Raw genomic sequence first — 22,104 nt, 5'->3', positions numbered from 1 at the left:
TTCCTACAGTTACTGTTTCTGGGTCAGAATTTGTAGTAGTTAAGGTACTTGTTATGTTTGCTGGTAAAGTACTTTCATCTACGTCTACGGTTGCATCACCTACTGGTACATTGTTTAATGACCAGCTTCCGTCTGCTCCTGTAGTTACTGTAGTTGGTGTACTATTTACATCGGTAATGATAACATCTACTCCTGCAATTCCATCTTCACCTGCATCTTGAATTCCGTTTCCGTTAGTATCTGCAAATACAACTCCGGTTAATTCTGCCGTTACTGGAGAATATCCATCTGCTGTACTTGTATTTGGTCCTTCGTTTACTGTTACTGTTTCTGGATCAGAACCAGTGGTAGTTAAAGTGCTACTTACATCTGTTGGTAAGGTAGATTCATCTACATTAACTGTTGCATCTCCTACTGGAATGTCTGTTGCTGTCCATGTTCCGTCAGACCCTGTAGTTACTGTTACTGGGTTATTATTTACATCGGTAATAATAACATCTACTCCTGCTATTCCATCTTCTCCTGGATCTTGAACACCATCACCATTGATATCTTCGAATACAACTCCGGTTAATCCTCCTACTACTGGTGCATAACCATCATCTGTTGTGGTAGTTGTTACTCCATCTAATACCGTTCTGTTTCTGGATCTTATCCAGTACTTGTTAATGTATTTTTAATATCTGTTGGTAAGGTAGTTTCATCTACATCGATATCTGCTGCTCCTACTGGAATGTCTGTTGCTGTCCATGTTCCGTTAGCATCCGTAGTTGCTGTTGTTTCATTTCCATTTACATCCGTAATAGTTACATCTACATCTGCAATTCCTGCTTCACCAGTTTCTTGTGTTCCGTTTCCGTTAAGGTCTTCGAATACAACTCCCGTTAATCCTCCTACTACTGGTGCATAACCATCATCTGTTGTGGTAGTCGTTACTCCATCTAATACCGTAACTGTTTCTGGATCTGATCCAGTACTTGTTAATGTGTTGGTAATATCTGTTGGTAAAGTAGTTTCATCTACATCAATATCTGCTGCTCCTACTGGAATGTCTGTTGCTGTCCATGTTCCGTTAGCATCCGTAGTTGCTGTTGTTTCATTTCCATTTACATCCGTAATAGTTACATCTACATCTGCAATTCCTGCTTCACCAGTTTCTTGTGTTCCGTTTCCGTTAAGGTCTTCGAATACAACTCCGGTTAATCCTCCTACTACTGGTGCATAACCATCATCTGTTGTGGTAGTCGTTACTCCATCTAATACCGTTACTGTTTCTGGATCTGATCCAGTACTTGTTAATGTATTGTAATATCTGTTGGTAAGTAGTTTCATCACATCATATCTGCGCTCCTACTGGAATTCTGTTGCTGTCCATGTTCCGTTAGCATCCGTAGTTGCTGTTGTTTCATTCCATTTACATCCGTAATGTTACATCTACATCTGCAATTCCTGCTTCCCAGTTTCTTGTGTTCCGTTTCTTAAGTCTTCAATCAACTCCGTTAATCCTCCTACTACTGGTGCATAACCATCATCTGTTGTGTAGTGTTACTCCATCTAATACCGTACTGTTTCTGGATCTGACCAGTACTGTTAATGTTTGTAATATCTGGTAGTAGTTCATCACATCTTCTGCGCTCCTACTGGAATTCTGTTGCTGTCCATGTTCCGTTACATCCGTAGTTGCTTTGTTTCATTTCCATTTACATCCGTAATGTTACATCTACATCTGCAATTCCTGCTTCACCAGTTTCTTGTGTTCCGTTTCCTTAAGGTCTTCGAATACAACTCCGTTAATCCTCCTACTACTGGTGCATAACCATCATCTGTTGTGGTATTTGCCCCTGTTACAACTGTTATTGTTTCTGGGTCAGAATTTGTGGTTGTTAACGTATCTGTTATATCTGCTGGTAAAGTAGTTTCATCAACATTTATATCTGTTTCACCTAATGGAATATCACTTGCTGTCCAACTTCCGTCAGGTCCAGTAGTTTCGGTAGTAGTAACATTATTTACATCTGTAATATCTACTTCTACTCCTTCAATTCCTAGTTCACCGGTATCTTGTGTTCCGTTTCCGTTAAGGTCTTCGAATACAACTCCAGTAATATCACCGAAACAACCATTAACCATATCATCTGTTGCACTTACATCTGCCTGACCGTTACCACTATTTGCTGCAGTAGGAATACCATTAGTATTTATAGCTCCAGATATCATGTCATTTCCATCTAACTGAGATAATAAAATACCTCCATTACCTTCTATAGCATCTGGACAACCATCAGCATCACTATCTGTATCTAAATGATTTGGTATACCATCCCCATCTGTATCTATGCTTATTGTACTTATAGGATTCACAAAATTATTTACACAAGCAAACTGTACATTGTGTTGTCTTCCATTCGCCGTTGCACCATTAACTCTTGCTATTGCACCTAAACGAATAAAATACGAAGAAATCCCTCCATGTTCTGTTGAATAATTTACCTGAGGAAAAGTATTAGTCACCCCTGGATACTCATTATTTCCTGCTGTTCCAACTATCCATGATCCTGCGTTAGTAATTGATAATTCTGTTGGACTATCTACCACATAATTTAAAGATAATTGTGACCAGTTTTGTTCTCCATAATTGGCACCTCCATCTACATCATTAAAGTTTGCAAAGAATTTTGAAATGACTACAGGAGTCGTTGTTCCTGAAGCTACAAAATCAAATTGAAACTCTGTCCACGCTTGATCTCCTTCACTAGTTAAACTAAAAGCCGATTGTGGTTGAAAAGAATTAGGATTTGATCCATTATCATCTAAAGTAGGTAAAGAAGTAATATTGTTAAAATCGACAATTGTTACTAAGGCATCTACTCCTGTTGTTACATTAGCAAATCTAAAAACTTCTCCTTCTAAAAGTGTCGCTACATTACCATCACCTGATTCTTCTGTGTAAGCATTATTAAAGTTTAGCGTTGTTTCCGTACCACAGTCTGGTTGACCTGGCGCAATAACTAATCCTTCGTTTACATCTGTAATACCATCATTATCATCATCTTCGTCACAACCATCTGGATATGCATCTCCATCTGCATTCATATTATCGTCAAATCCCTCGCATAAATCATTAGCATCTATAGTTCCATCATTATCGGAATCACATTGTCCATTACTATCTGAAGGTGTTCCATCTATAGAACCTCCAACTCCTTGACCTAAATTTTCATCTACATTGCTTGGCACACCTGTTACTGTATCTACAGCTCCAGTTAATTGTCCATTTACAACACTACCTGCATCAATAATTCCTGTTCCTTCAAGCGCATCTGAACAACCATCATCATCACTATCTAAATCTAAATAATCAGGAGTACCATCTCCATCTGTATCTAAATCTGTACACGCAAAAAGGATAAATTCAATTCCATCTGAAAGCACTCCAGAAACACCATCTTGAACAAATTGAATTGTAAAAGTTGACATGTTACCATTAATTTGTAAAGACCCAGCTGCTGTACCGTTAGCAACATCTTGTGTGCTTTCAAAAGTATACCCTGTACCTATTGAATTCCCAGAACCGCTATCTCTTACTGTCGTTGACGTCACTTCTAAATCGGTAGTGCCAGATCCTGCAATCTTAGTCCAAGTTAAACCACCTTGAAGCGTCATTAAAGCAGAATTTTCTGTAACACCATCACTACCTCCTAATCTATCTACATGTAATTTAGGATTTGTAACCTTAATGGGGTTTCCTGCTGCATCTTCAAAAGAAACGGTTAAAGTACTTCCCCAACTATATTCTCTTTGTAAAGAAACATCTCCGCTTAAGGTCTCTGACCAAAAAGCTTCTGTATTAAAATTCCCTACTGAATTTGTTTGAAATCCAGTTGAATTAGTAACTAATCTTGCTATAACGCCATTATTATAATCGAAAGTAGCTTCTGTAGTACTTACAATATTCCAGGATTCAGATTGTACTGGAGAAGTACAGATTCCTTCTGCAGTATCAATTATACCATCATTATCATTATCTAAATCACAAGAATCGGAAACATCATCTCCATCACTATCTAGGTTTCCCGAAGCTAAAGCGTCACATTTATCAATGACTGTTATTTCTAAATTTCCTTGGTTTGAAAAAACACCTAACTCATCTTCTACTGTAAATAAAATAGAAGCATCACCAGCATAATCTAATTCTGGAGTAAATACAACATTACCTGTAGTGTCAACAGTATATCTACCAACACCAGCAATAATTAATGGGGTACCAACGCTTCCTTGATTTGAAAAATCATTTGGATCTATTAAATGTACAGTTGCAGGATCTATGTTTCCGTCTGGATCACTTGAACCAGTTAATACCTCACTAAAAAAGGAAGAATCAGAATTAATGGTATTTCCTAGATCATCTACTACTACCGGTGGAGCATTAACATCCACAACATTAGGGGTAGTAAATACTACCTCTCCTAGAAACCCAACAGAAATATTTCTTGTTGTATTTGGATCATTATTATCTCTACCTAATGTGAAATCAACAACACTAACATTTTTATAATTAACTTTAACTACAGACCTTGTATTAGTGGTACTAACACCAGAATCAGTGACATTTGCACTAGTAAAACGAATAGAATTAGGGATTACTCCTGGTCCCGCCGTAATGATAGTTTGAGGTTGCGAAGTACCTGCAAGCTCATAACTATCTGGCACAATCACTTCTGCCCACTCTTCTGCATCTAAATCTATAATTTCTAAAGTATAAGAATCTAAAGGAAAAGAAACTGCATCTGCCAAATCTGAATCTGCAGAATTTGCAACAATAAACTCCATTCTCCAACGAATAGCCTGACCTGCTATAGAATACGTTATAACTGGTTCAAATCTATTTTGCACATACTGCGTATCATCTACGCTAGTAATAGCTGGTGTACCTGTAAAAGAGACAATACTTAAAATTGCATCAACATCAAACGCACCACCATTACCTGTTAATTCTACATCTTCAATTAAATACACAGCTCCAGGTTGATTCGCTGTACCTGCTATAAGCGTTTGAGTATTAGGGAAAACCGGATTAGACTGTGCATTAGCATTTAATATGCCAATAAGTAAGAAAAAAATAAAAAATAAATCCTTTAATTTAATTAGACAAATCGAGAATCGTGTAAAGTTTTTCATATTAGAATGAATATAATTGAGTATTTTATTATAATTAAAAAACACTTTATGACGATAACGCCACAAAACATTGTGATTTTGTTAAAGTTAAAAACCAACACCTATATATATTGGTACAAAAAATCTATTTGTTTTAATACAGCTTACTGCGGTATATATAAAATAGAATATTATTTAATTACGGTTTTTCCATAATGTAATATTCCCACAAAAATATCATTACAATATTTTCTACAAAGCGATTTAATAAAATTGTTCACTTAATTCGATTAAATCCAAAAATAGACGGCTAAATGCATTTTGTAAGATTTTTCTTATCAAATTTATCATAATCAAAAGTAAAAATAGTCTTAAACACTAACCGAGACTATTTTAACCGATGATGTAACTTAATTAATCGTTGAAAGAATGGATTCAGTGACATAAACGAAAATTCAATGCTGTTGACTTAATAACATTACTATAATTTACAATACAGCATAAGTCAATAACTAAATGAATGGTTATCAACACTTTTAAAAGAGGCAAGAAATTTAATAGCAATCTTAATATTTCTTTAAAACATAAGTGCTATAAACAATTAGTCCTTATTATAAAGAATTAACTTATTCCTATTACTTAATAAAAGACTATTAATAATAAAAAAATTACTCTCTGAAATTCCCCATAAAATATTTGTCTTAAGTATATTTACCAAAATTATTTTTTATGAAATTTACAGACGAAATCAAACGAAGAAGAACCTTTGGAATTATCTCTCATCCTGATGCTGGTAAGACAACTCTAACAGAGAAATTACTATTATTTGGTGGTGCTATTCAAGAAGCAGGAGCTGTAAAAAGTAACAAAATTAAGAAAGGTGCCACGAGTGATTTCATGGAAATTGAAAGACAGCGTGGAATATCTGTAGCTACTTCAGTATTAGCTTTTGAATATAATGGTATTAAAATTAATATTTTAGATACACCCGGACATAAAGATTTTGCTGAAGATACATTTAGAACCCTTACTGCTGTTGACAGTGTTATCGTGGTAATTGATGTTGCAAAAGGAGTTGAGGAACAAACAGAGAAATTAGTGGAAGTTTGTAGAATGCGAAACATTCCAATGATTGTTTTTATTAACAAGATGGATCGTGAAGGTAAAGATGCTTTTGAACTGCTTGATGAAATAGAACAAAAATTAGGTTTACGAGTAACTCCTTTAAGTTTTCCAATTGGAATGGGGTATGACTTTAAAGGTATCTATAATTTATGGGAAAAGAATATCAACTTATTTAGTGGAGATAGTAGAAAGAATATTGAGGAAACATTAGAGATTTCGGATTTAAACTCTAGTGAATTAAACAAATTAGTAGGAGATAAAGCTGCAGAAACTCTAAGAGAAGAGATAGAATTAGTAGAAGGTATTTACCCAAGTTTTGATAATAAAGACTACTTGGATGGTACTTTACAACCTGTGTTTTTTGGTTCTGCTTTAAATAGTTTTGGAGTACGTGAATTATTAGATTGTTTTGTTGAAATAGCACCTAAACCTAGACCAAAGCAAAGTGAAGAACGATTAGTAAAACCGGATGAAGATAAATTCTCTGGCTTTGTTTTTAAAATTCACGCCAACATGGATCCCAACCATAGAAACCGTTTGGCATTTGTTAAAATAGTATCTGGAGAATTTAAAAGAAATACACAGTACTTGCACGTTAGACATAATAAAAAAGTAAAATTTTCTAGTCCGAATGCATTCTTTGCAGAGAAAAAAGAAATTGTAGACATCTCTTATCCTGGTGATATTGTAGGTTTACAAGATACTGGAACCTTTAAAATTGGAGACACCTTAACCGAAGGTGAAATACTAAATTACAAAGGTGTACCTAGTTTCTCACCAGAGCATTTTAGATATATAAATAATGCGGATCCAATGAAATCTAAACAATTAAACAAAGGTATAGATCAATTAATGGATGAAGGTGTTGCCCAATTATTTACTTTAGAATTAAATGGAAGAAAGGTTATTGGTACCGTTGGTGCATTACAATATGAAGTTATACAATACCGATTAGAACATGAATATGGTGCGAAATGTACCTACGAAAATTTAAATGTTTTTAAAGCTTGTTGGATAGAAACTGAAAATGAAAAAAGTGAAGAATACAAAGAATTTATAAGAGTAAAACAACGTTTTTTAGCGAAAGACAAAAGAAATCAACTCGTATTTTTAGCAGACTCTGCATTTTCTTTACAAATGACACAACAAAAATATCCAAGTCTAAAATTTCATTTTGTAAGTGAGTTTAAATAGTGAAAATCGATTTTAAAACCATTTAAGAGCCTTTTAATATAAAACACATACAAATACTTGCCGATTTATTAAAAAGTAAAATAAACCTGATTAATGCAAGCCGAAATTTTATTCGGAATAATAAAATTCTATTAAAGTGTTTATCATTATAATTTAAATCTATATATAATAATTACGCATAAAAAAATCCTCTAACAGTGTTAGAGGATTTTTTATGCGTAATATTTTTAAACTTGTAAAACTGAATTTTACATTTATTGATTTTTGTTTGATCAAAAATTAAGCTTCTCCTGTTGGTCCGAAATTAAGAGGAATTGGAGGTTGCTCAAAAAAACATTTTGAGCACATCCAACAAGTCGAAAAACTAGCATATACTTATAACGAAACTACTAGGCTTCTCCTGTTGGTCCGAAGTTCAATGGAATTGGAGGTTGCTCAAAAAAACTTTTTGAGCACATCCAACAAGTCGAAAAACTAGCATATACTTATAACGAAACTACTAGGCTTCTCCTGTTGGTCCGAAGTTCAATGGAATTGGAGGTTGCTCAAAAAAACATTTTGAGCACATCCAACAAGTCGAAAAACTAGCATATACTTATAACGAAACTACTAGGCTTCTCCTGTTGGTCCGAAGTTCAATGGAATTGGAGGTTGCTCATAATCTTTGATTTCACCATGCATGTTTTCAAACTTAGCTACGTTATCACTTAAAGCTTTCATCAATCGTTTAGCGTGCTGTGGTGTTAATATAATTCTAGATTTCACCTTACTTTTAGGTGTTCCAGGCATAATACTAACAAAATCTACAACAAATTCGGAAACAGAATGATTAATAATTGCTAGGTTAGAATAAGTCCCTTCCGCAATTTTCTCATCTAATTCTATATTAATTTGTCCTGGTTTTTTCTTGTTTTTATCTTCTGCCATCGTAAACTTGTTTACACTTCCGTAGAAACGGAAGTCTTATTAATAATTATATTTAAAATAAAAAGTCCTGTTTAAAAAAACAGGACTTTTGTTATTATATTAAAACTTTCGTTTCAAATTAAGAGATTCCTGCCTGCGCAGGAATAAATTCGATTAGCCAACACTTCAAAAAGAAGTGTTGGAATCTCATTTAATTATAGTTAACCTCTTGTTTTGCTTGCATCATTTGATCAAACTCTTCTTTAGATCCTACGATAATGTTTTCATAGTTACGCATTCCTGTTCCTGCTGGAATTCTGTGTCCTACAATTACATTTTCTTTAAGTCCTTCTAGAGTATCAATTTTACCTGCTACAGCAGCTTCATTTAATACCTTGGTAGTTTCTTGGAAAGAAGCTGCAGATATAAATGATTTTGTTTGTAACGATGCTCTTGTAATACCTTGTAAGATAGGTGTAGCAGTTGCAGGTTTAGCATCTCTAGCTTCCGCTAATGCTTTATCCTCACGACGTAAAATAGAATTTTCATCTCTTAATTCACGTGCTGTTACAATTTGTCCTTCTTTTAAGGCGCTAGAATCACCAGCATTTTCAACAACTTTCATTCCGAAGATATCATCATTTTCTTGAATGAAATCTGCTTTATGTACTAGTTGATCTTCTAAGAAGATAGTATCACCAGAATCTATAATTCTAACTTTACGCATCATTTGTCTTACAACAACTTCGAAGTGCTTATCGTTAATTTTTACACCTTGTAAACGATATACTTCTTGTACTTCGTTAACTAAGTATTGTTGTACCGCTGAAGGTCCTTTAATGTTAAGGATATCGTTAGGTGTTATAGAACCATCTGATAAAGGCATCCTGCTTTTACAAAATCGTTTTCTTGTACAAGAATTTGATTCGATAATTTAACTAAGTATTTCTTAATATCTCCAGTTTTAGATTCTATAATAATCTCACGATTACCTCTTTTAATTTTACCGAAAGAAACTACACCATCAATAGCACTTACTACTGCTGGATTAGAAGGGTTACGTGCTTCAAACAATTCTGTTACACGTGGTAAACCTCCTGTAATATCTCCTGCTTTAGAAGACTTACGTGGAATCTTAACTAAAATTTTACCAATCTTAACTTTCTCACCATCATCAATCATAATGTGAGCTCCTACTGGTAAGTTGTAAGAACGAATTGCTTCGCCTTTACTATCTTCAACAATAAGTGTTGGAATAAGCTTTTTGTTTCTAGATTCAGAAATTACTTTTTCTTGGAAACCTGTTTGCTCATCAATTTCAACTTGGTATGTGATACCTTGCTCAATGTTTTCATAACGAACTTTTCCAGCAAATTCTGAAATAATTACACCGTTATATGGATCCCATGAACAAACTACATCACCTTTAGTTAATTTGTCTCCGTTTTTAACTTGAACAAATGAACCGTAAGGAATATTGTTAGTACTTAAAGTAATACCCGTTTTCTTATCTATTAATTTGATTTCAGAAGTACGAGAGATTACAACGTCTACAACGTTTCCTTCGTTATCTTCCCCTTTTACAGTTTTTAATTCTTCAATTTCTGCAATACCGTCAAACTTAACAGCTAATTTATTTTCTTCAGAAATGTTACCTGCAATACCACCTACGTGGAACGTACGTAATGTTAACTGCGTACCTGGTTCTCCAATAGATTGTGCTGCCACAACTCCTACTGCTTCTCCACGTTGCACCATTTTGTTAGTTGCAAGGTTTCTTCCATAACATTTTGCGCAAATACCTTTCTTCGCTTCACAACTTAATGGTGAACGAGCATCTACTTTATCGACTGGAGAGTTTTCAATTGCTTTTGCAATCTCTTCTGTAATTAACTCATTAGCTCCAACTAATAATTCGTCTGTTAATGGATTATATATATCGTTTAATGAAATACGACCTAAGATTCTTTCTTCTAAAGTTTCAACAACTTCATCATTCTTTTTAAGTGGCGCAATTTCTACTCCTCTTAAAGTTCCACAATCTACCGTGTTTACAATTACATCTTGAGATACATCTACTAGACGACGTGTTAAGTAACCTGCATCGGCAGTTTTAAGTGCTGTATCGGCAAGACCTTTACGTGCACCGTGCGTAGAAATAAAGTATTCTAAAATAGAAAGACCTTCCTTAAAGTTAGAAAGAATTGGATTTTCAATAATAGATCCTCCTCCTGCAGTAGATTTTTTAGGCTTCGCCATTAATCCACGCATTCCTGTTAACTGGCGAATCTGTTCTTTAGATCCACGGGCTCCAGAATCAAGCATCATATACACCGAGTTGAAACCTTGTTGATCTTCACGAATACGCTTCATTGACAATTCTGTCAGTTCTGCATTGGTAGAAGTCCAGATATCAATAACTTGGTTATAACGTTCATTATTTGTTATAAGTCCCATGTTATAGTTACCCATAATTCCTTCCACTTTTACGTTTGCAGAATCAATCATAGATTGTTTTTCTGGTGGAATAATAATATCTCCTAAACTAAATGATAAACCACCTTTAAATGCGTAGTAGTATCCTAAGTTTTTAATTTCATCTAAGAAATCTGCTGTTTCAGGTACTGATGTTACTTTTAAAATATCACCAATAATATTTCTTAGTGATTTTTTAGTTAATACATCATTAATATATCCTGCTGCAGCTGGCACTTTCTTATTAAAGATTACACGACCAACAGTAGTTTCAATAATTTGAGGAACTAATTCTCCTGCTTCATTAAAATCTATTGCTCTTACTTTAATTTGCGCATTTAAGTCTACTTGCTTTTCGTTGTAAGCAATAGTTACTTCTTCGGCAGAATAGAAAGTTAAACCTTCTCCTTTAACTTTTACGTCTTTAGTAGAAGTTCTTAATTTGGTCATATAGTAAAGACCAAGTACCATATCCTGTGAAGGTACAGTTACTGGCGAACCATTTGCTGGATTTAAGATATTATGTGAAGCCAACATTAATAATTGACATTCTAAAATAGCTTCTGGTCCTAATGGTAAGTGCACTGCCATTTGATCTCCATCAAAATCGGCATTAAATGCAGTAGTTACTAATGGGTGTAATTGAATTGCTTTTCCTTCAATTAATTTTGGTTGAAAAGCTTGAATACCTAGTCTGTGTAATGTAGGAGCACGATTTAAAAGTACTGGATGTCCTTTTAAAACATTCTCTAAAATATCCCAAACTACAGGCTCTCTTTTATCTATAATTTTCTTTGCAGATTTTACAGTTTTTACAATTCCTCTTTCAATTAGTTTTCTAATTACGAAAGGTTTGTAAAGCTCTGCTGCCATATTTTTAGGCAATCCACATTCAAATAATCTTAATTCTGGTCCTACAACAATTACAGAACGAGCAGAATAATCGACACGCTTACCAAGTAAGTTTTGACGGAAACGTCCTTGCTTACCTTTAAGTGAATCTGATAATGATTTTAATGGTCTATTAGAATCTGTTTTTACTGCAGATGATTTACGTGTGTTATCTAATAAAGAATCTACAGATTCTTGTAACATACGTTTCTCATTACGTAAAATAACTTCTGGTGCTTTTATTTCAACTAATCTCTTAAGACGGTTGTTTCTAATAATTACACGACGATATAAATCATTTAAATCTGAAGTTGCAAAACGTCCACCATCTAAAGGCACTAAAGGTCTTAATTCTGGTGGGATAATTGGCACTACTTTCAAGATCATCCATTCTGGACGGTTCTCTCTATTTTCATTAGATTCTTTTAAAGCTTCTACTACTTGTAAACGTTTTAAAGCTTCCGTTTTACGTTGTTTAGACGTTTCGGTATTTGCTTTATGACGTAACTCATAAGAAAGCGTTTCTAAATCTATTCTAGCTAATAAGTCGATCAAACATTCTGCTCCCATTTTAGCAAGGAACTTGTTTGGATCTGTATCATCTAGGTATTGGTTTTCTTGCGGAAGAGTTTCTAGAATATTTAAGTATTCTTCTTCGGTTAAGAAATCCATTTTTTGTAATGGTTCTCCTTCGGCATTTTTAGCAATACCTGGTTGAATTACTACGTAACGTTCGTAGTAAATAATCATATCTAATTTCTTAGAAGGTAATCCTAATAAGTAACCTATTTTGTTTGGTAAAGAACGGAAATACCAAATATGTGCAACAGGAACAACTAAATTAATGTGTCCTACTCTGTCACGACGTACTTTCTTTTCTGTTACTTCAACACCACAACGATCACATACAATACCTTTGTAGCGAATACGTTTATATTTACCACAAGCACATTCATAATCCTTTACAGGACCAAAAATACGCTCACAGAATAAACCGTCACGTTCTGGTTTATGTGTACGATAATTAATAGTTTCTGGTTTTAAAACTTCACCTCTAGATTCTGCTAAAATAGATTCTGGTGATGCTAAACCAATGGAGATTTTATTAAATCTCTTTACTGTGTTCTTATCTTGTTTTCTTGCCATTTCTTATAGTATTCAGTCTCAGTCTCAGTATTCCGTTATCCAATTAATGCTAACCGAATACTGCGACCTCATACTTTTTTTATTATTCCTCTAATCTGATGTCTAATCCTAACCCTTTCAATTCATGCATCAATACATTGAATGATTCAGGTAATCCCGGATCTGGCATTGGTTCTCCTTTAACAATACTTTCGTATGTTTTAGCTCTACCAATTACATCATCAGATTTCACTGTCAATATTTCTCGTAAGGTTGCTGATGCACCATATGCTTCCAGTGCCCAAACTTCCATTTCTCCAAAACGTTGTCCACCAAATTGTGCTTTACCACCAAGAGGTTGTTGTGTAATAAGAGAGTATGGTCCTATTGAACGAGCGTGCATTTTATCGTCAACCATATGTCCTAATTTCAACATATAAATAACTCCAACGGTTGCTGGTTGATCAAAACGATCTCCAGTACCACCATCATAAAGATAGGTATGTCCAAATCTTGGAATTCCAGCTTCGTCTGTAAATTCGTTAATTTGATCTAAAGTAGCACCATCAAAGATTGGCGTAGCGTATGTACGACCTAATTTTTGTCCGGCCCAACCTAATACAGTTTCATATATCTGACCAATGTTCATACGAGAAGGTACACCAAGTGGATTTAATACAATATCAACTGGAGTTCCATCTTCTAAGAATGGCATATCTTCTTGACGTACAATACGTGCAACAATACCTTTGTTACCATGTCGTCCTGCCATTTTATCACCAACTTTAAGCTTACGCTTTTTAGCAATATAAACTTTTGCTAATTTGATGATTCCTGCTGGTAATTCATCTCCTACAGAAATAGTGAATTTCTCACGTCTTAAAGAACCTTGTAAATCGTTTTCTTTAATTTTGTAGTTGTGAATTAAATCTGCAACTAACTTGTTAGTCTTGTCATCTGTTGTCCAAGTACCAGAAGTTAAGTGCGTATAATCATCTACAGCATTTAACATTTTAAGTGTAAATTTCTTTCCTTTTGGAAGAACTTCTTCACCTAAATCATTAAAGATACCTTGTGCAGTTTTACCATTTACAAGTGTGAATAATTTATCTACTAAAACAGCTTGTAAATCATCAAACTTCGTATAATATAATGCTTCTAATTGCGCTATATCTTCTTTATCTTGAGCACGTTTACGTTTATCTTTAACCGCTCTTGAGAATAACTTCTTATTAATTACAACACCATGTAATGAAGGTGAAGCTTTTAATGAAGCATCTTTTACATCTCCAGCTTTATCACCAAAGATTGCACGTAATAATTTTTCTTCTGGAGTAGGATCCGATTCCCCTTTAGGTGTAATTTTTCCGATAAGGATATCACCAGGTTTCACTTCTGCCCCAACACGAATCATTCCGTTTTCATCAAGATCTTTTGTAGCTTCTTCAGATACGTTAGGAATATCATTAGTTAACTCTTCGTTACCTAATTTTGTATCTCTAACTTCTAAAGAATACTCATCTATATGTATAGATGTAAAAATATCTTCACGTACTACTTTTTCAGAAATTACAATTGCATCCTCAAAGTTATACCCTTTCCAAGGCATGAAGGCTACTTTCATATTTCTTCCTAAAGCTAGCTCTCCTTTTTGAGTTGCATACCCTTCAGATAAAACTTGACCTTTTACAACTTTATCTCCTTTTACAACAATTGGTTTCAAGTTAATACTTGTACCTTGATTGGTTTTTCTAAACTTCGTTAAAGGATATGTTTTTGTATCTGAATCGAAACTAACTTTAGCTTCATCATCTGTACGATCGTATTTTATAGTAATTTCTAGTGAATCTACATATTGTACAACACCATTTCTCTCTGCATTAATAAGTACACGAGAATCTGAAGCCACTTGACGTTCTAAACCAGTTCCTACAATAGGAGCTTGCGGACGTAATAATGGTACAGCTTGACGCATCATGTTAGATCCCATTAGGGCTCTATTTGCATCATCATGTTCTAAGAAAGGAATTAATGAAGCAGAAATAGATGTAATTTGATTTGGTGCAACATCTGTATAGTGAAGCTCCTTAGGATCAATTACTGGGAAATCACCTTCCATTCTAGCAATTACCTTATCATCTAAAATCTTACCATCGTCATCAACTTTTACAGTTGCTTGCGCGATTAATTTATCTTCTTCCTCTTCAGCACTTAAGTAAATCGGTTCATTTTTAATATCTACTACACCATCTGTTACTTTTCTGTAAGGTGTTTCAATGAATCCCATAGAATTCACTTTAGCAAAAACTGAAAGTGAAGAGATAAGACCAATATTTGGTCCCTCTGGTGTTTCAATAGGACAAAGTCTTCCGTAGTGTGTATAGTGAACATCACGTACTTCGAAACCTGCTCTTTCACGAGATAAACCACCTGGTCCTAATGCGGAAAGACGACGCTTATGCGTAATCTCTGCAAGAGGGTTGGTTTGATCCATAAATTGAGACAACTGATTTGTACCAAAGAAAGAATTAATTACAGAAGATAATGTCTTTGCATTAATTAAGTCAATAGGTGTAAATACTTCGTTATCACGAACGTTCATACGTTCACGAATAGTACGTGCCATACGTGCTAAACCAACACCAAATTGAGAAGATAATTGTTCTCCTACTGTACGTACACGACGGTTAGATAGGTGATCAATATCATCAATCTCCGCTTTAGAGTTAATAAGCTCGATTAAATATTTTATAATAGTTATGATATCTTCTTTGGTAAGCACTTGCTTATCCATACCGATATCTAACTGTAATTTCTTGTTCATTCTATAACGACCAACTTCTCCTAAAGAGTAACGTTGATCACTAAAGAATAATTTATCTATAATACCACGTGCAGTTTCTTCATCTGGCGGCTCTGCATTACGTAGTTGTCTATAAATATGTTCTACAGCTTCTTTTTCAGAGTTTGTAGGATCCTTTTGAAGTGTATTATGAATAATAGCATAATCTCCTTGTTCTGCACTTTCTTTATGTAAAAGGATTGCTTTTACATTCGCTTCAAGAATTTCTTCAATATTATCTTTATCTATAACAGTATCACGATCTAAAACGATTTCATTACGTTCTATCGATACTACTTCTCCTGTATCTTCATCAACGAAATCTTCATGCCATGTATTAAGAACACGTGCAGCAAGTTTACGTCCTAAGATTTTCTTAAGTCCAGATTTTGATACTTTAACTTCTTCAGCTAAATCAAAAATCTCTAAAATATCTTTATCACGTTCAAAACCAATTGCTCTAAATAAAGTAGTTACAGGTAATTTTTTCTTTCTATCAATGTATGCATACATTACTTGATTAATATCTGTAGCGAACTCAATCCAAGAACCTTTAAATGGTATTACTCTTGCAGAGTATAATTTAGTACCATTTGCGTGGAATGATTGACCGAAAAACACACCCGGTGAACGATGCAATTGAGAAACTACAACGCGTTCTGCACCATTGATACAAAAAGTACCAGAAGGTGTCATGTAAGGTATAGTACCTAAGTACACATCTTGAACAATGGTCTCGAAATCCTCATGTTCAGGGTCTGTACAATATAACTTTAACCTTGCTTTTAATGGAACACTATAAGTAAGTCCTCTCTCAATACATTCTTCTATAGAATATCTAGGTGGATCAATGAAGTAATCTAAAAATTCTAATACGAATTGATTACGTGTGTCTGTTATTGGGAAGTTTTCTAGAAAGGTATTATATAGACCTTCATCTCCTCTTTCTTCAGATTTAGTTTCTAACTGGAAAAAATCCTGAAAGGATTTTATTTGAATATCCATAAAATCTGGATATTCAGTTCTATTGATAATAGATGAGAAATTTAATCTTTCAGCTTGTTTTGCTAACATCAATGGACGGAGTTTTGATTAAAAAAAATTATAAAACGTATATGTCATATTTTTATACGCAAAATGGTCTAGGTCTTAGAACGCGTGTTCCAGACCTAAACCTTTATGTTGTTTGCTTGGTGTGCTTACTTAAGCTCTACCTCAGCTCCCGCTTCTTCTAAAGAAGCTTTTAAGCCTTCTGCTTCGTCTTTAGTAACTCCTTCTTTGATTGCACTTGGTGCATCATCAACTAAACCTTTAGCTTCTTTTAAACCTAAACCAGTTAATTCCTTAACTAATTTTACTACTGCTAATTTAGAACCACCAGCGGCTTTTAATATTACGTCAAATTCAGTTTGAGCTTCAGCAGCGTCTCCACCACCTGCAGGTCCAGCAGCAACAGCTACAGCTGCAGCAGCAGGCTCAATACCGTACTCATCTTTTAATATAGTTGCTAATTCATTAACTTCTTTTACTGTTAAGTTAACTAATTGTTCTGCGAAATCTTTTAAATCTGCCATTTTTCTATCGTTTTAATAATTTTGTAATAATATATTTGTAATTAAGTGCGTACTTAGTTGATTATCCCTCTTTTTGAGATAATGTTTTTAAGATACCTGAAAGTGTATTTCCTCCCGATTGAAGCGCTGAAATAACGTTTTTAGCTGGAGATTGTAATAATCCAATGATATCTCCAATTAATTCTTCTTTCGATTTGATGTCAACTAACATATCTAATTGCTCATCACCAATGTAAACAGCTTCTTCAATAAAAGCACCTTTTAATAAAGGCTTCTCTGATTTCTTTCTGAAAGCTTTAATTACTTTAGCTGGAGCGTTTCCAGTTTCAGAATACATCACCGATGTATTTCCTTTTAAAACTGTAGGAAGATCACCAAATTCTCTATCTGATGCTTCCATTGCTTTTTCAAGTAATGTGTTCTTAACAACTGCTAACTGCACGTTTGCTTTAAAACAAGCACGACGTAAATTAGATGTTGCAACTGCGTTTAATCCAGAAATATCTGTTAAATAGATATTTGCGTTATCAGCTAATTGTGAAGTTAAGTCTTTAATTACTTGTGATTTGTCTTCTCTTGTCATAATAAAAGTTTTTAACTAATTAACCAATTTTAGTATCTACAGCTATACTAGGGCTCATAGTAGAAGACATAAAGATGCTTTTTACATAAACTCCCTTAGATGCAGTTGGTTTAAGTTTCATTAATGTTTGTAATAATTCATTTGCATTACCTTCAATCTTATCAGCACTAAAAGATGCTTTTCCAATTGCAGCGTGTACAATACCAGTTTTATCTACTTTAAAGTCAATTTTACCAGCTTTTACTTCTGTTACGGCTTTTGCAATATCCATTGTTACTGTACCAGTCTTTGGGTTAGGCATTAAACCACGAGGACCTAATACACGTCCTAAAGGACCTAATTTACCCATAACACTAGGCATAGTAATAATAACGTCTACGTCTGTCCAACCACTCTTGATTTTATCAAGGTACTCATCTAAACCAACGAAATCTGCTCCAGCTTCTTTAGCTTCTGCTTCTTTATCTGGAGTTACTAATGCTAAAACTTTTACGTCTTTACCTGTACCATGAGGAAGCGATACTACACCTCTTACCATTTGGTTAGCTTTTCTAGGATCTACTCCTAAACGAACTGCTAAATCTACAGATGCGTCAAACTTTGCATTAGATATTTCTTTTATTAATGCAGATGCTTCAGTAATAGAATAAACTTTTCCTTTTTCTATTTTTGCTAAAGCCTCTTTTTTCTTTTTTGTTAATCTTGCCATTTTAAATTTCTTTTATAGATTAATTTGGCGCGTTTCCAGTCACGGTTATACCCATTGACCTTGCGGTTCCAGCTACCATCTTCATAGCAGATTCAATTGTAAATGCATTTAAATCTACCATTTTGTCTTCTGCGATAGTTTTCACTTGATCCCAAGAAACTTTAGCTACTTTTTTTCGGTTTGGTTCTCCTGAACCCTTCTTGATTTTTGCCGCTTCTAATAATTGTACTGCAGCTGGTGGTGTTTTGATTACAAATTCAAATGATTTGTCTCTGTAAACAGAAATTACCACAGGTAAAACTTTACCTGGTTTATCTTGTGTTCTAGCATTAAACTGCTTACAGAACTCCATGATATTAACCCCAGCAGCTCCTAGAGCGGGTCCAACCGGTGGCGACGGATTCGCTGCACCTCCCCTTACTTGTAACTTAACTACTTTGTCTAACTCTTTTGCCATTTTAAATAATTTAGTCGATGTTTACTTTTATTGGAAGCAAAAGAAACATCTATCTTTATGTAACAATTATTATACTTTTTCTACTTGCATATAACTTAATTCTAATGGTGTTTTTCTTCCAAAAATCTTCACCATTACTTCTAGTTTACGCTTTTCTTCATTTATCTTCTCAATACTTCCGTCAAAACCATTAAATGGTCCGTCTATAACTTTTACCGTTTCACCTATAGTGAATGGTATTGCTACATTAACATCTGTATCTACTTCTAATTCATCTACTTTACCTAACATTCTGTTTACTTCAGATTGTCTTAAAGGTACTGGCTCTCCTCCTTTAGTTTCCCCTAAAAAACCAATAACGTTTGTTACTGATTTAATTATGTGAGGAATTTCACCACTTAAATTCGCCTGAACCATTATATAACCAGGAAAGTAAACTTTTTCTTTGCTTACTTTTTTCCCGTTACGTATTTGAATTACTTTTTCAGTAGGTACAAGAACCTGATCTACATAATCTTGTAAACCTAATCGAGCTATTTCATTCTCAATATATGCTTTGATTTTGTTTTCTTGACCACTTACAGCTCTAACTACGTACCACTTCTTTTCTATTCCTTCAGACATAAATCTTAAAATTATCCGTTTATTAAATTAAAATAATACCCAATAACTTTACTAAAAACTGTATCTATTCCCCAAATTGCTAAAGAGAAAATAATAGAAAATACAGCTACAAGAATAGTTAAACTTTGTGTTTCTGCCCATGTAGGCCAGCTCACATTATTCTTTAATTCTTCAAATGATTCTTTTATATAATTTACAATTCCTGCCATTATAATATTTGTATTTGCACGGGTTGAGAGACTCGAACTCCCGACACCTGGTTTTGGAGACCAGTGCTCTACCAACTGAGCTAAACCCGTAAATATAAGTCAAGGCGTTCCGCAAAAACGGAACACCTTTACTTATTATTTATAAACTCTTAATTAGTCTAAAATCTCAGTTACCTGACCAGCTCCAACTGTTCTTCCTCCTTCACGTATAGCGAAACGAAGACCAACATTCATTGCAATTGGTTGAATTAACTCAACGTGAATTGTTAAGTTATCTCCAGGCATTACCATTTCAACTCCATCAGGAAGCGCAATGTTTCCAGTTACATCCGTTGTACGAACGTAAAATTGAGGACGGTAATTTGTGTGGAATGGAGTGTGACGTCCACCTTCTTCTTTCTTAAGAATATAAACCTCTGCTTTAAATTTAGCGTGAGGAGTTACAGAACCTGGCTTACAGATTACCATTCCTCTAGAAATCATTGATTTCTCAATACCTCTTAATAAGATACCTGCATTATCTCCAGCTTCACCTCTATCAAGGATTTGACGGAACATTTCAATACCTGTTACAGTAGAAGTTAACTTTTCAGCTCCCATTCCAATAATCTCTACAGGATCTCCAGTATTTGCTACACCAGTCTCAATACGACCAGTTGCTACAGTACCACGACCAGTAATTGAGAATACATCTTCGATAGGCATTAAGAAAGGCTTATCTACTTCTCTTACAGGCTCTTCAATCCATGCATCTACTGCATCCATTAATTCCATTACAGTATCTACCCATTTTTGTTCACCGTTAAGTGCACCTAAAGCAGAACCAGCAATTACAGGTCCATTATCTCCATCATACTCATAGAAAGATAATAAATCTCTAATCTCCATATCTACTAACTCAAGTAATTCTTCATCATCAACCATATCCACTTTATTCATGAATACAACCATACGAGGAATTCCTACCTGACGTCCTAATAAGATATGCTCACGTGTTTGTGGCATTGGACCATCTGTTGCTGCTACTACTAAAATAGCACCATCCATTTGCGCTGCACCAGTAACCATGTTCTTTACGTAATCGGCGTGACCTGGACAGTCAACGTGAGCGTAATGACGATTTGCTGTTGCATATTCTACGTGAGAAGTATTAATTGTTATACCTCTTTCTTTTTCTTCAGGAGCGTTATCAATTTGATCGAAATCTTTTGCTTCTGATAAACCTGCATCAGCTAATACTTTAGTAATAGCAGCAGTTAAAGTTGTTTTACCGTGATCTACGTGTCCAATTGTACCAATGTTTAAGTGTGGTTTTGAACGATCGAAAGTTGCCTTTGCCATGTTTAATTTATTTTAATCTATTTATATTATTGTTCAATTTATTCTATACTATACTTTAAAAAGAGCCAATGACGGGAATTGAACCCGTGGCCTCTTCCTTACCAAGGAAACGCTCTACCCCTGAGCTACACCGGCTAAATATTAGAGCGAGAGACCGGGTTCGAACCGGCGACATTCAGCTTGGAAGGCTGACGCTCTACCAACTGAGCTACTCTCGCAATTATTTATAATCCATAATATTTATAACCTTCCTTTTAAAACTACTTTACTGGTATCGCAGTTAAAAAAGTGGGGAGAGTAGGATTCGAACCTACGAAGTTAAAAACAACAGAGTTACAGTCTGTCCTCGTTGGCCGCTTGAGTATCTCCCCAATTATAAATATTTCACTCTGTTAAAGAACTTGAGCCGATGGAGGGACTCGAACCCACGACCTGCTGATTACAAATCAGCTGCTCTAGCCAGCTGAGCTACATCGGCATTTTTTTTAATGCCATTTGGCTATAAAAAAAGCCCGCTATTTCTAACGGACTGCAAATGTATATATTTATTTAATTATTCAAAACATTTTTTCGATATTTTTTTTATAAATGTGCTCTTAATTTTTCTTTTCGCTTTTTTAACTGTCTTTCAAGCGACGCAATCGCCACATCTGTACCCTCTTCGAACGATTTACATTGTTTTTTCACAACGAAACTATCTCCGGGTACACTTACTCGTGCTTCAAAAATTTTATTTTCCTTATCACTGGTATTATCTAATTTCAAAAAAACGTCTGCTTTTATTATCTTATCGTAAAAGGTATCTAACTTATCCATACGTTTTTGGACAAAGTCTAATAGTTTTTGGTCTGCATTGAAGTTGACGGATTGGGTGTTTACTTTCATACTTCTA

At 34.5% G+C, this 22,104-nt stretch carries 14 protein-coding genes, 5 tRNA genes and 1 pseudogene; 1 reads left to right on the top strand and 19 read right to left on the bottom strand.

Annotation, left to right across the window (positions count from 1 at the left end):
- The 3 genes from AMD28_RS19155 to AMD28_RS05290 form a co-directional block, all read right to left on the bottom strand.
- Positions 1-511 (bottom strand): SdrD B-like domain-containing protein (locus AMD28_RS19155; RefSeq protein ID WP_420806042.1); only part of this gene is annotated, 511 nt, incomplete at its 3' end.
- 140 nt (positions 512-651) lie between these two features.
- Positions 652-1,332, bottom strand: coding sequence for an SdrD B-like domain-containing protein (locus AMD28_RS05295; protein ID WP_055443114.1), 681 nt, complete (start codon positions 1,330-1,332; stop codon positions 652-654).
- 408 nt (positions 1,333-1,740) lie between these two features.
- On the bottom strand, positions 1,741-5,178 hold the full coding sequence (locus AMD28_RS05290; RefSeq protein ID WP_055443113.1) for an SdrD B-like domain-containing protein: 3,438 nt from the start codon (positions 5,176-5,178) through the stop codon (positions 1,741-1,743).
- A 708-nt stretch (positions 5,179-5,886) separates the two neighbouring features.
- On the opposite strand from AMD28_RS05290, the gene AMD28_RS05280 reads away from it, so the two are divergent.
- Positions 5,887-7,476 (top strand): peptide chain release factor 3, encoded by a 1,590-nt coding sequence (locus tag AMD28_RS05280; protein WP_055443111.1) that lies wholly within the window; start codon positions 5,887-5,889, stop codon positions 7,474-7,476.
- 609 nt (positions 7,477-8,085) lie between these two features.
- Here AMD28_RS05280 and AMD28_RS05275 read toward each other — a convergent pair.
- The 16 genes and pseudogenes from AMD28_RS05275 to hpf all read right to left on the bottom strand — a co-directional run bounded on the left by AMD28_RS05275 (position 8,086) and on the right by hpf (position 22,097).
- Entirely contained in the window at positions 8,086-8,403 is a 318-nt protein-coding gene (locus AMD28_RS05275) for a DUF3467 domain-containing protein (RefSeq protein ID WP_055443110.1), read from the bottom strand.
- Between the two features lie 190 nt (positions 8,404-8,593).
- Positions 8,594-12,894, bottom strand: a pseudogene (gene rpoC, locus AMD28_RS05270) (DNA-directed RNA polymerase subunit beta').
- A gap of 82 nt (positions 12,895-12,976) precedes the next feature.
- Positions 12,977-16,789 carry a DNA-directed RNA polymerase subunit beta gene (gene rpoB / locus AMD28_RS05265; protein ID WP_055443109.1) on the bottom strand — a complete coding sequence of 1,271 codons (3,813 nt, stop codon included), beginning with the start codon at positions 16,787-16,789 and terminating at the stop codon, positions 12,977-12,979.
- A 125-nt stretch (positions 16,790-16,914) separates the two neighbouring features.
- The gene (gene rplL, locus AMD28_RS05260) at positions 16,915-17,289 is read right to left on the bottom strand and encodes a 50S ribosomal protein L7/L12 (protein WP_055443108.1); all 375 of its coding nucleotides are present in this window, start codon (positions 17,287-17,289) and stop codon (positions 16,915-16,917) included.
- A 61-nt stretch (positions 17,290-17,350) separates the two neighbouring features.
- Entirely contained in the window at positions 17,351-17,872 is a 522-nt protein-coding gene (gene rplJ / locus AMD28_RS05255) for a 50S ribosomal protein L10 (protein ID WP_055443107.1), read from the bottom strand.
- 19 nt (positions 17,873-17,891) lie between these two features.
- The gene (gene rplA / locus AMD28_RS05250) at positions 17,892-18,581 is read right to left on the bottom strand and encodes a 50S ribosomal protein L1 (protein WP_055443106.1); all 690 of its coding nucleotides are present in this window, start codon (positions 18,579-18,581) and stop codon (positions 17,892-17,894) included.
- Between the two features lie 19 nt (positions 18,582-18,600).
- The gene (gene rplK / locus AMD28_RS05245; protein ID WP_055443105.1) at positions 18,601-19,038 is read right to left on the bottom strand and encodes a 50S ribosomal protein L11; all 438 of its coding nucleotides are present in this window, start codon (positions 19,036-19,038) and stop codon (positions 18,601-18,603) included.
- Between the two features lie 69 nt (positions 19,039-19,107).
- Entirely contained in the window at positions 19,108-19,662 is a 555-nt protein-coding gene (nusG, locus tag AMD28_RS05240; protein WP_055443104.1) for a transcription termination/antitermination protein NusG, read from the bottom strand.
- A gap of 11 nt (positions 19,663-19,673) precedes the next feature.
- Positions 19,674-19,871 carry a preprotein translocase subunit SecE gene (gene secE / locus AMD28_RS05235; protein ID WP_055443119.1) on the bottom strand — a complete coding sequence of 66 codons (198 nt, stop codon included), beginning with the start codon at positions 19,869-19,871 and terminating at the stop codon, positions 19,674-19,676.
- A 17-nt stretch (positions 19,872-19,888) separates the two neighbouring features.
- Positions 19,889-19,961, bottom strand: a tRNA-Trp gene (locus AMD28_RS05230).
- A gap of 63 nt (positions 19,962-20,024) precedes the next feature.
- Positions 20,025-21,212, bottom strand: coding sequence for an elongation factor Tu (gene tuf / locus AMD28_RS05225; protein ID WP_055443103.1), 1,188 nt, complete (start codon positions 21,210-21,212; stop codon positions 20,025-20,027).
- A 63-nt stretch (positions 21,213-21,275) separates the two neighbouring features.
- Positions 21,276-21,347 (bottom strand) — tRNA-Thr (locus AMD28_RS05220).
- A gap of 10 nt (positions 21,348-21,357) precedes the next feature.
- Positions 21,358-21,430 (bottom strand) — tRNA-Gly (locus tag AMD28_RS05215).
- A 71-nt stretch (positions 21,431-21,501) separates the two neighbouring features.
- A tRNA-Tyr gene (locus tag AMD28_RS05210) sits at positions 21,502-21,583 on the bottom strand.
- Between the two features lie 33 nt (positions 21,584-21,616).
- Positions 21,617-21,690 (bottom strand) — tRNA-Thr (locus tag AMD28_RS05205).
- Between the two features lie 104 nt (positions 21,691-21,794).
- On the bottom strand, positions 21,795-22,097 hold the full coding sequence (gene hpf, locus AMD28_RS05200) for a ribosome hibernation-promoting factor, HPF/YfiA family (RefSeq protein WP_055443102.1): 303 nt from the start codon (positions 22,095-22,097) through the stop codon (positions 21,795-21,797).
- Between the last annotated feature and the right edge of the window lie 7 nt (positions 22,098-22,104).

It is taken from the genome of Lacinutrix himadriensis, from assembly GCF_001418105.1.
Taxonomy (GTDB): Bacteria; Bacteroidota; Bacteroidia; order Flavobacteriales; family Flavobacteriaceae; genus Oceanihabitans; species Oceanihabitans himadriense.
This window is presented reverse-complemented; position numbering and strand designations above follow the sequence as displayed.

Bases quoted from the DNA above. Each gene is read 5' to 3' on its own strand.
- AMD28_RS05295 (WP_055443114.1), bottom strand. From the start codon at position 1,332: ATGAAACTACTTACCAACAGATATTACAATACATTAACAAGTACTGGA.
- AMD28_RS05290 (WP_055443113.1), bottom strand. From the start codon at position 5,178: ATGAAAAACTTTACACGATTCTCGATTTGTCTAATTAAATTAAAGGAT.
- AMD28_RS05280 (WP_055443111.1), top strand. From the start codon at position 5,887: ATGAAATTTACAGACGAAATCAAACGAAGAAGAACCTTTGGAATTATC.
- AMD28_RS05275 (WP_055443110.1), bottom strand. From the start codon at position 8,403: ATGGCAGAAGATAAAAACAAGAAAAAACCAGGACAAATTAATATAGAA.
- rpoB (WP_055443109.1), bottom strand. From the start codon at position 16,789: ATGTTAGCAAAACAAGCTGAAAGATTAAATTTCTCATCTATTATCAAT.
- rplL (WP_055443108.1), bottom strand. From the start codon at position 17,289: ATGGCAGATTTAAAAGATTTCGCAGAACAATTAGTTAACTTAACAGTA.
- rplJ (WP_055443107.1), bottom strand. From the start codon at position 17,872: ATGACAAGAGAAGACAAATCACAAGTAATTAAAGACTTAACTTCACAA.
- rplA (WP_055443106.1), bottom strand. From the start codon at position 18,581: ATGGCAAGATTAACAAAAAAGAAAAAAGAGGCTTTAGCAAAAATAGAA.
- rplK (WP_055443105.1), bottom strand. From the start codon at position 19,038: ATGGCAAAAGAGTTAGACAAAGTAGTTAAGTTACAAGTAAGGGGAGGT.
- nusG (WP_055443104.1), bottom strand. From the start codon at position 19,662: ATGTCTGAAGGAATAGAAAAGAAGTGGTACGTAGTTAGAGCTGTAAGT.
- secE (WP_055443119.1), bottom strand. From the start codon at position 19,871: ATGGCAGGAATTGTAAATTATATAAAAGAATCATTTGAAGAATTAAAG.
- tuf (WP_055443103.1), bottom strand. From the start codon at position 21,212: ATGGCAAAGGCAACTTTCGATCGTTCAAAACCACACTTAAACATTGGT.
- hpf (WP_055443102.1), bottom strand. From the start codon at position 22,097: ATGAAAGTAAACACCCAATCCGTCAACTTCAATGCAGACCAAAAACTA.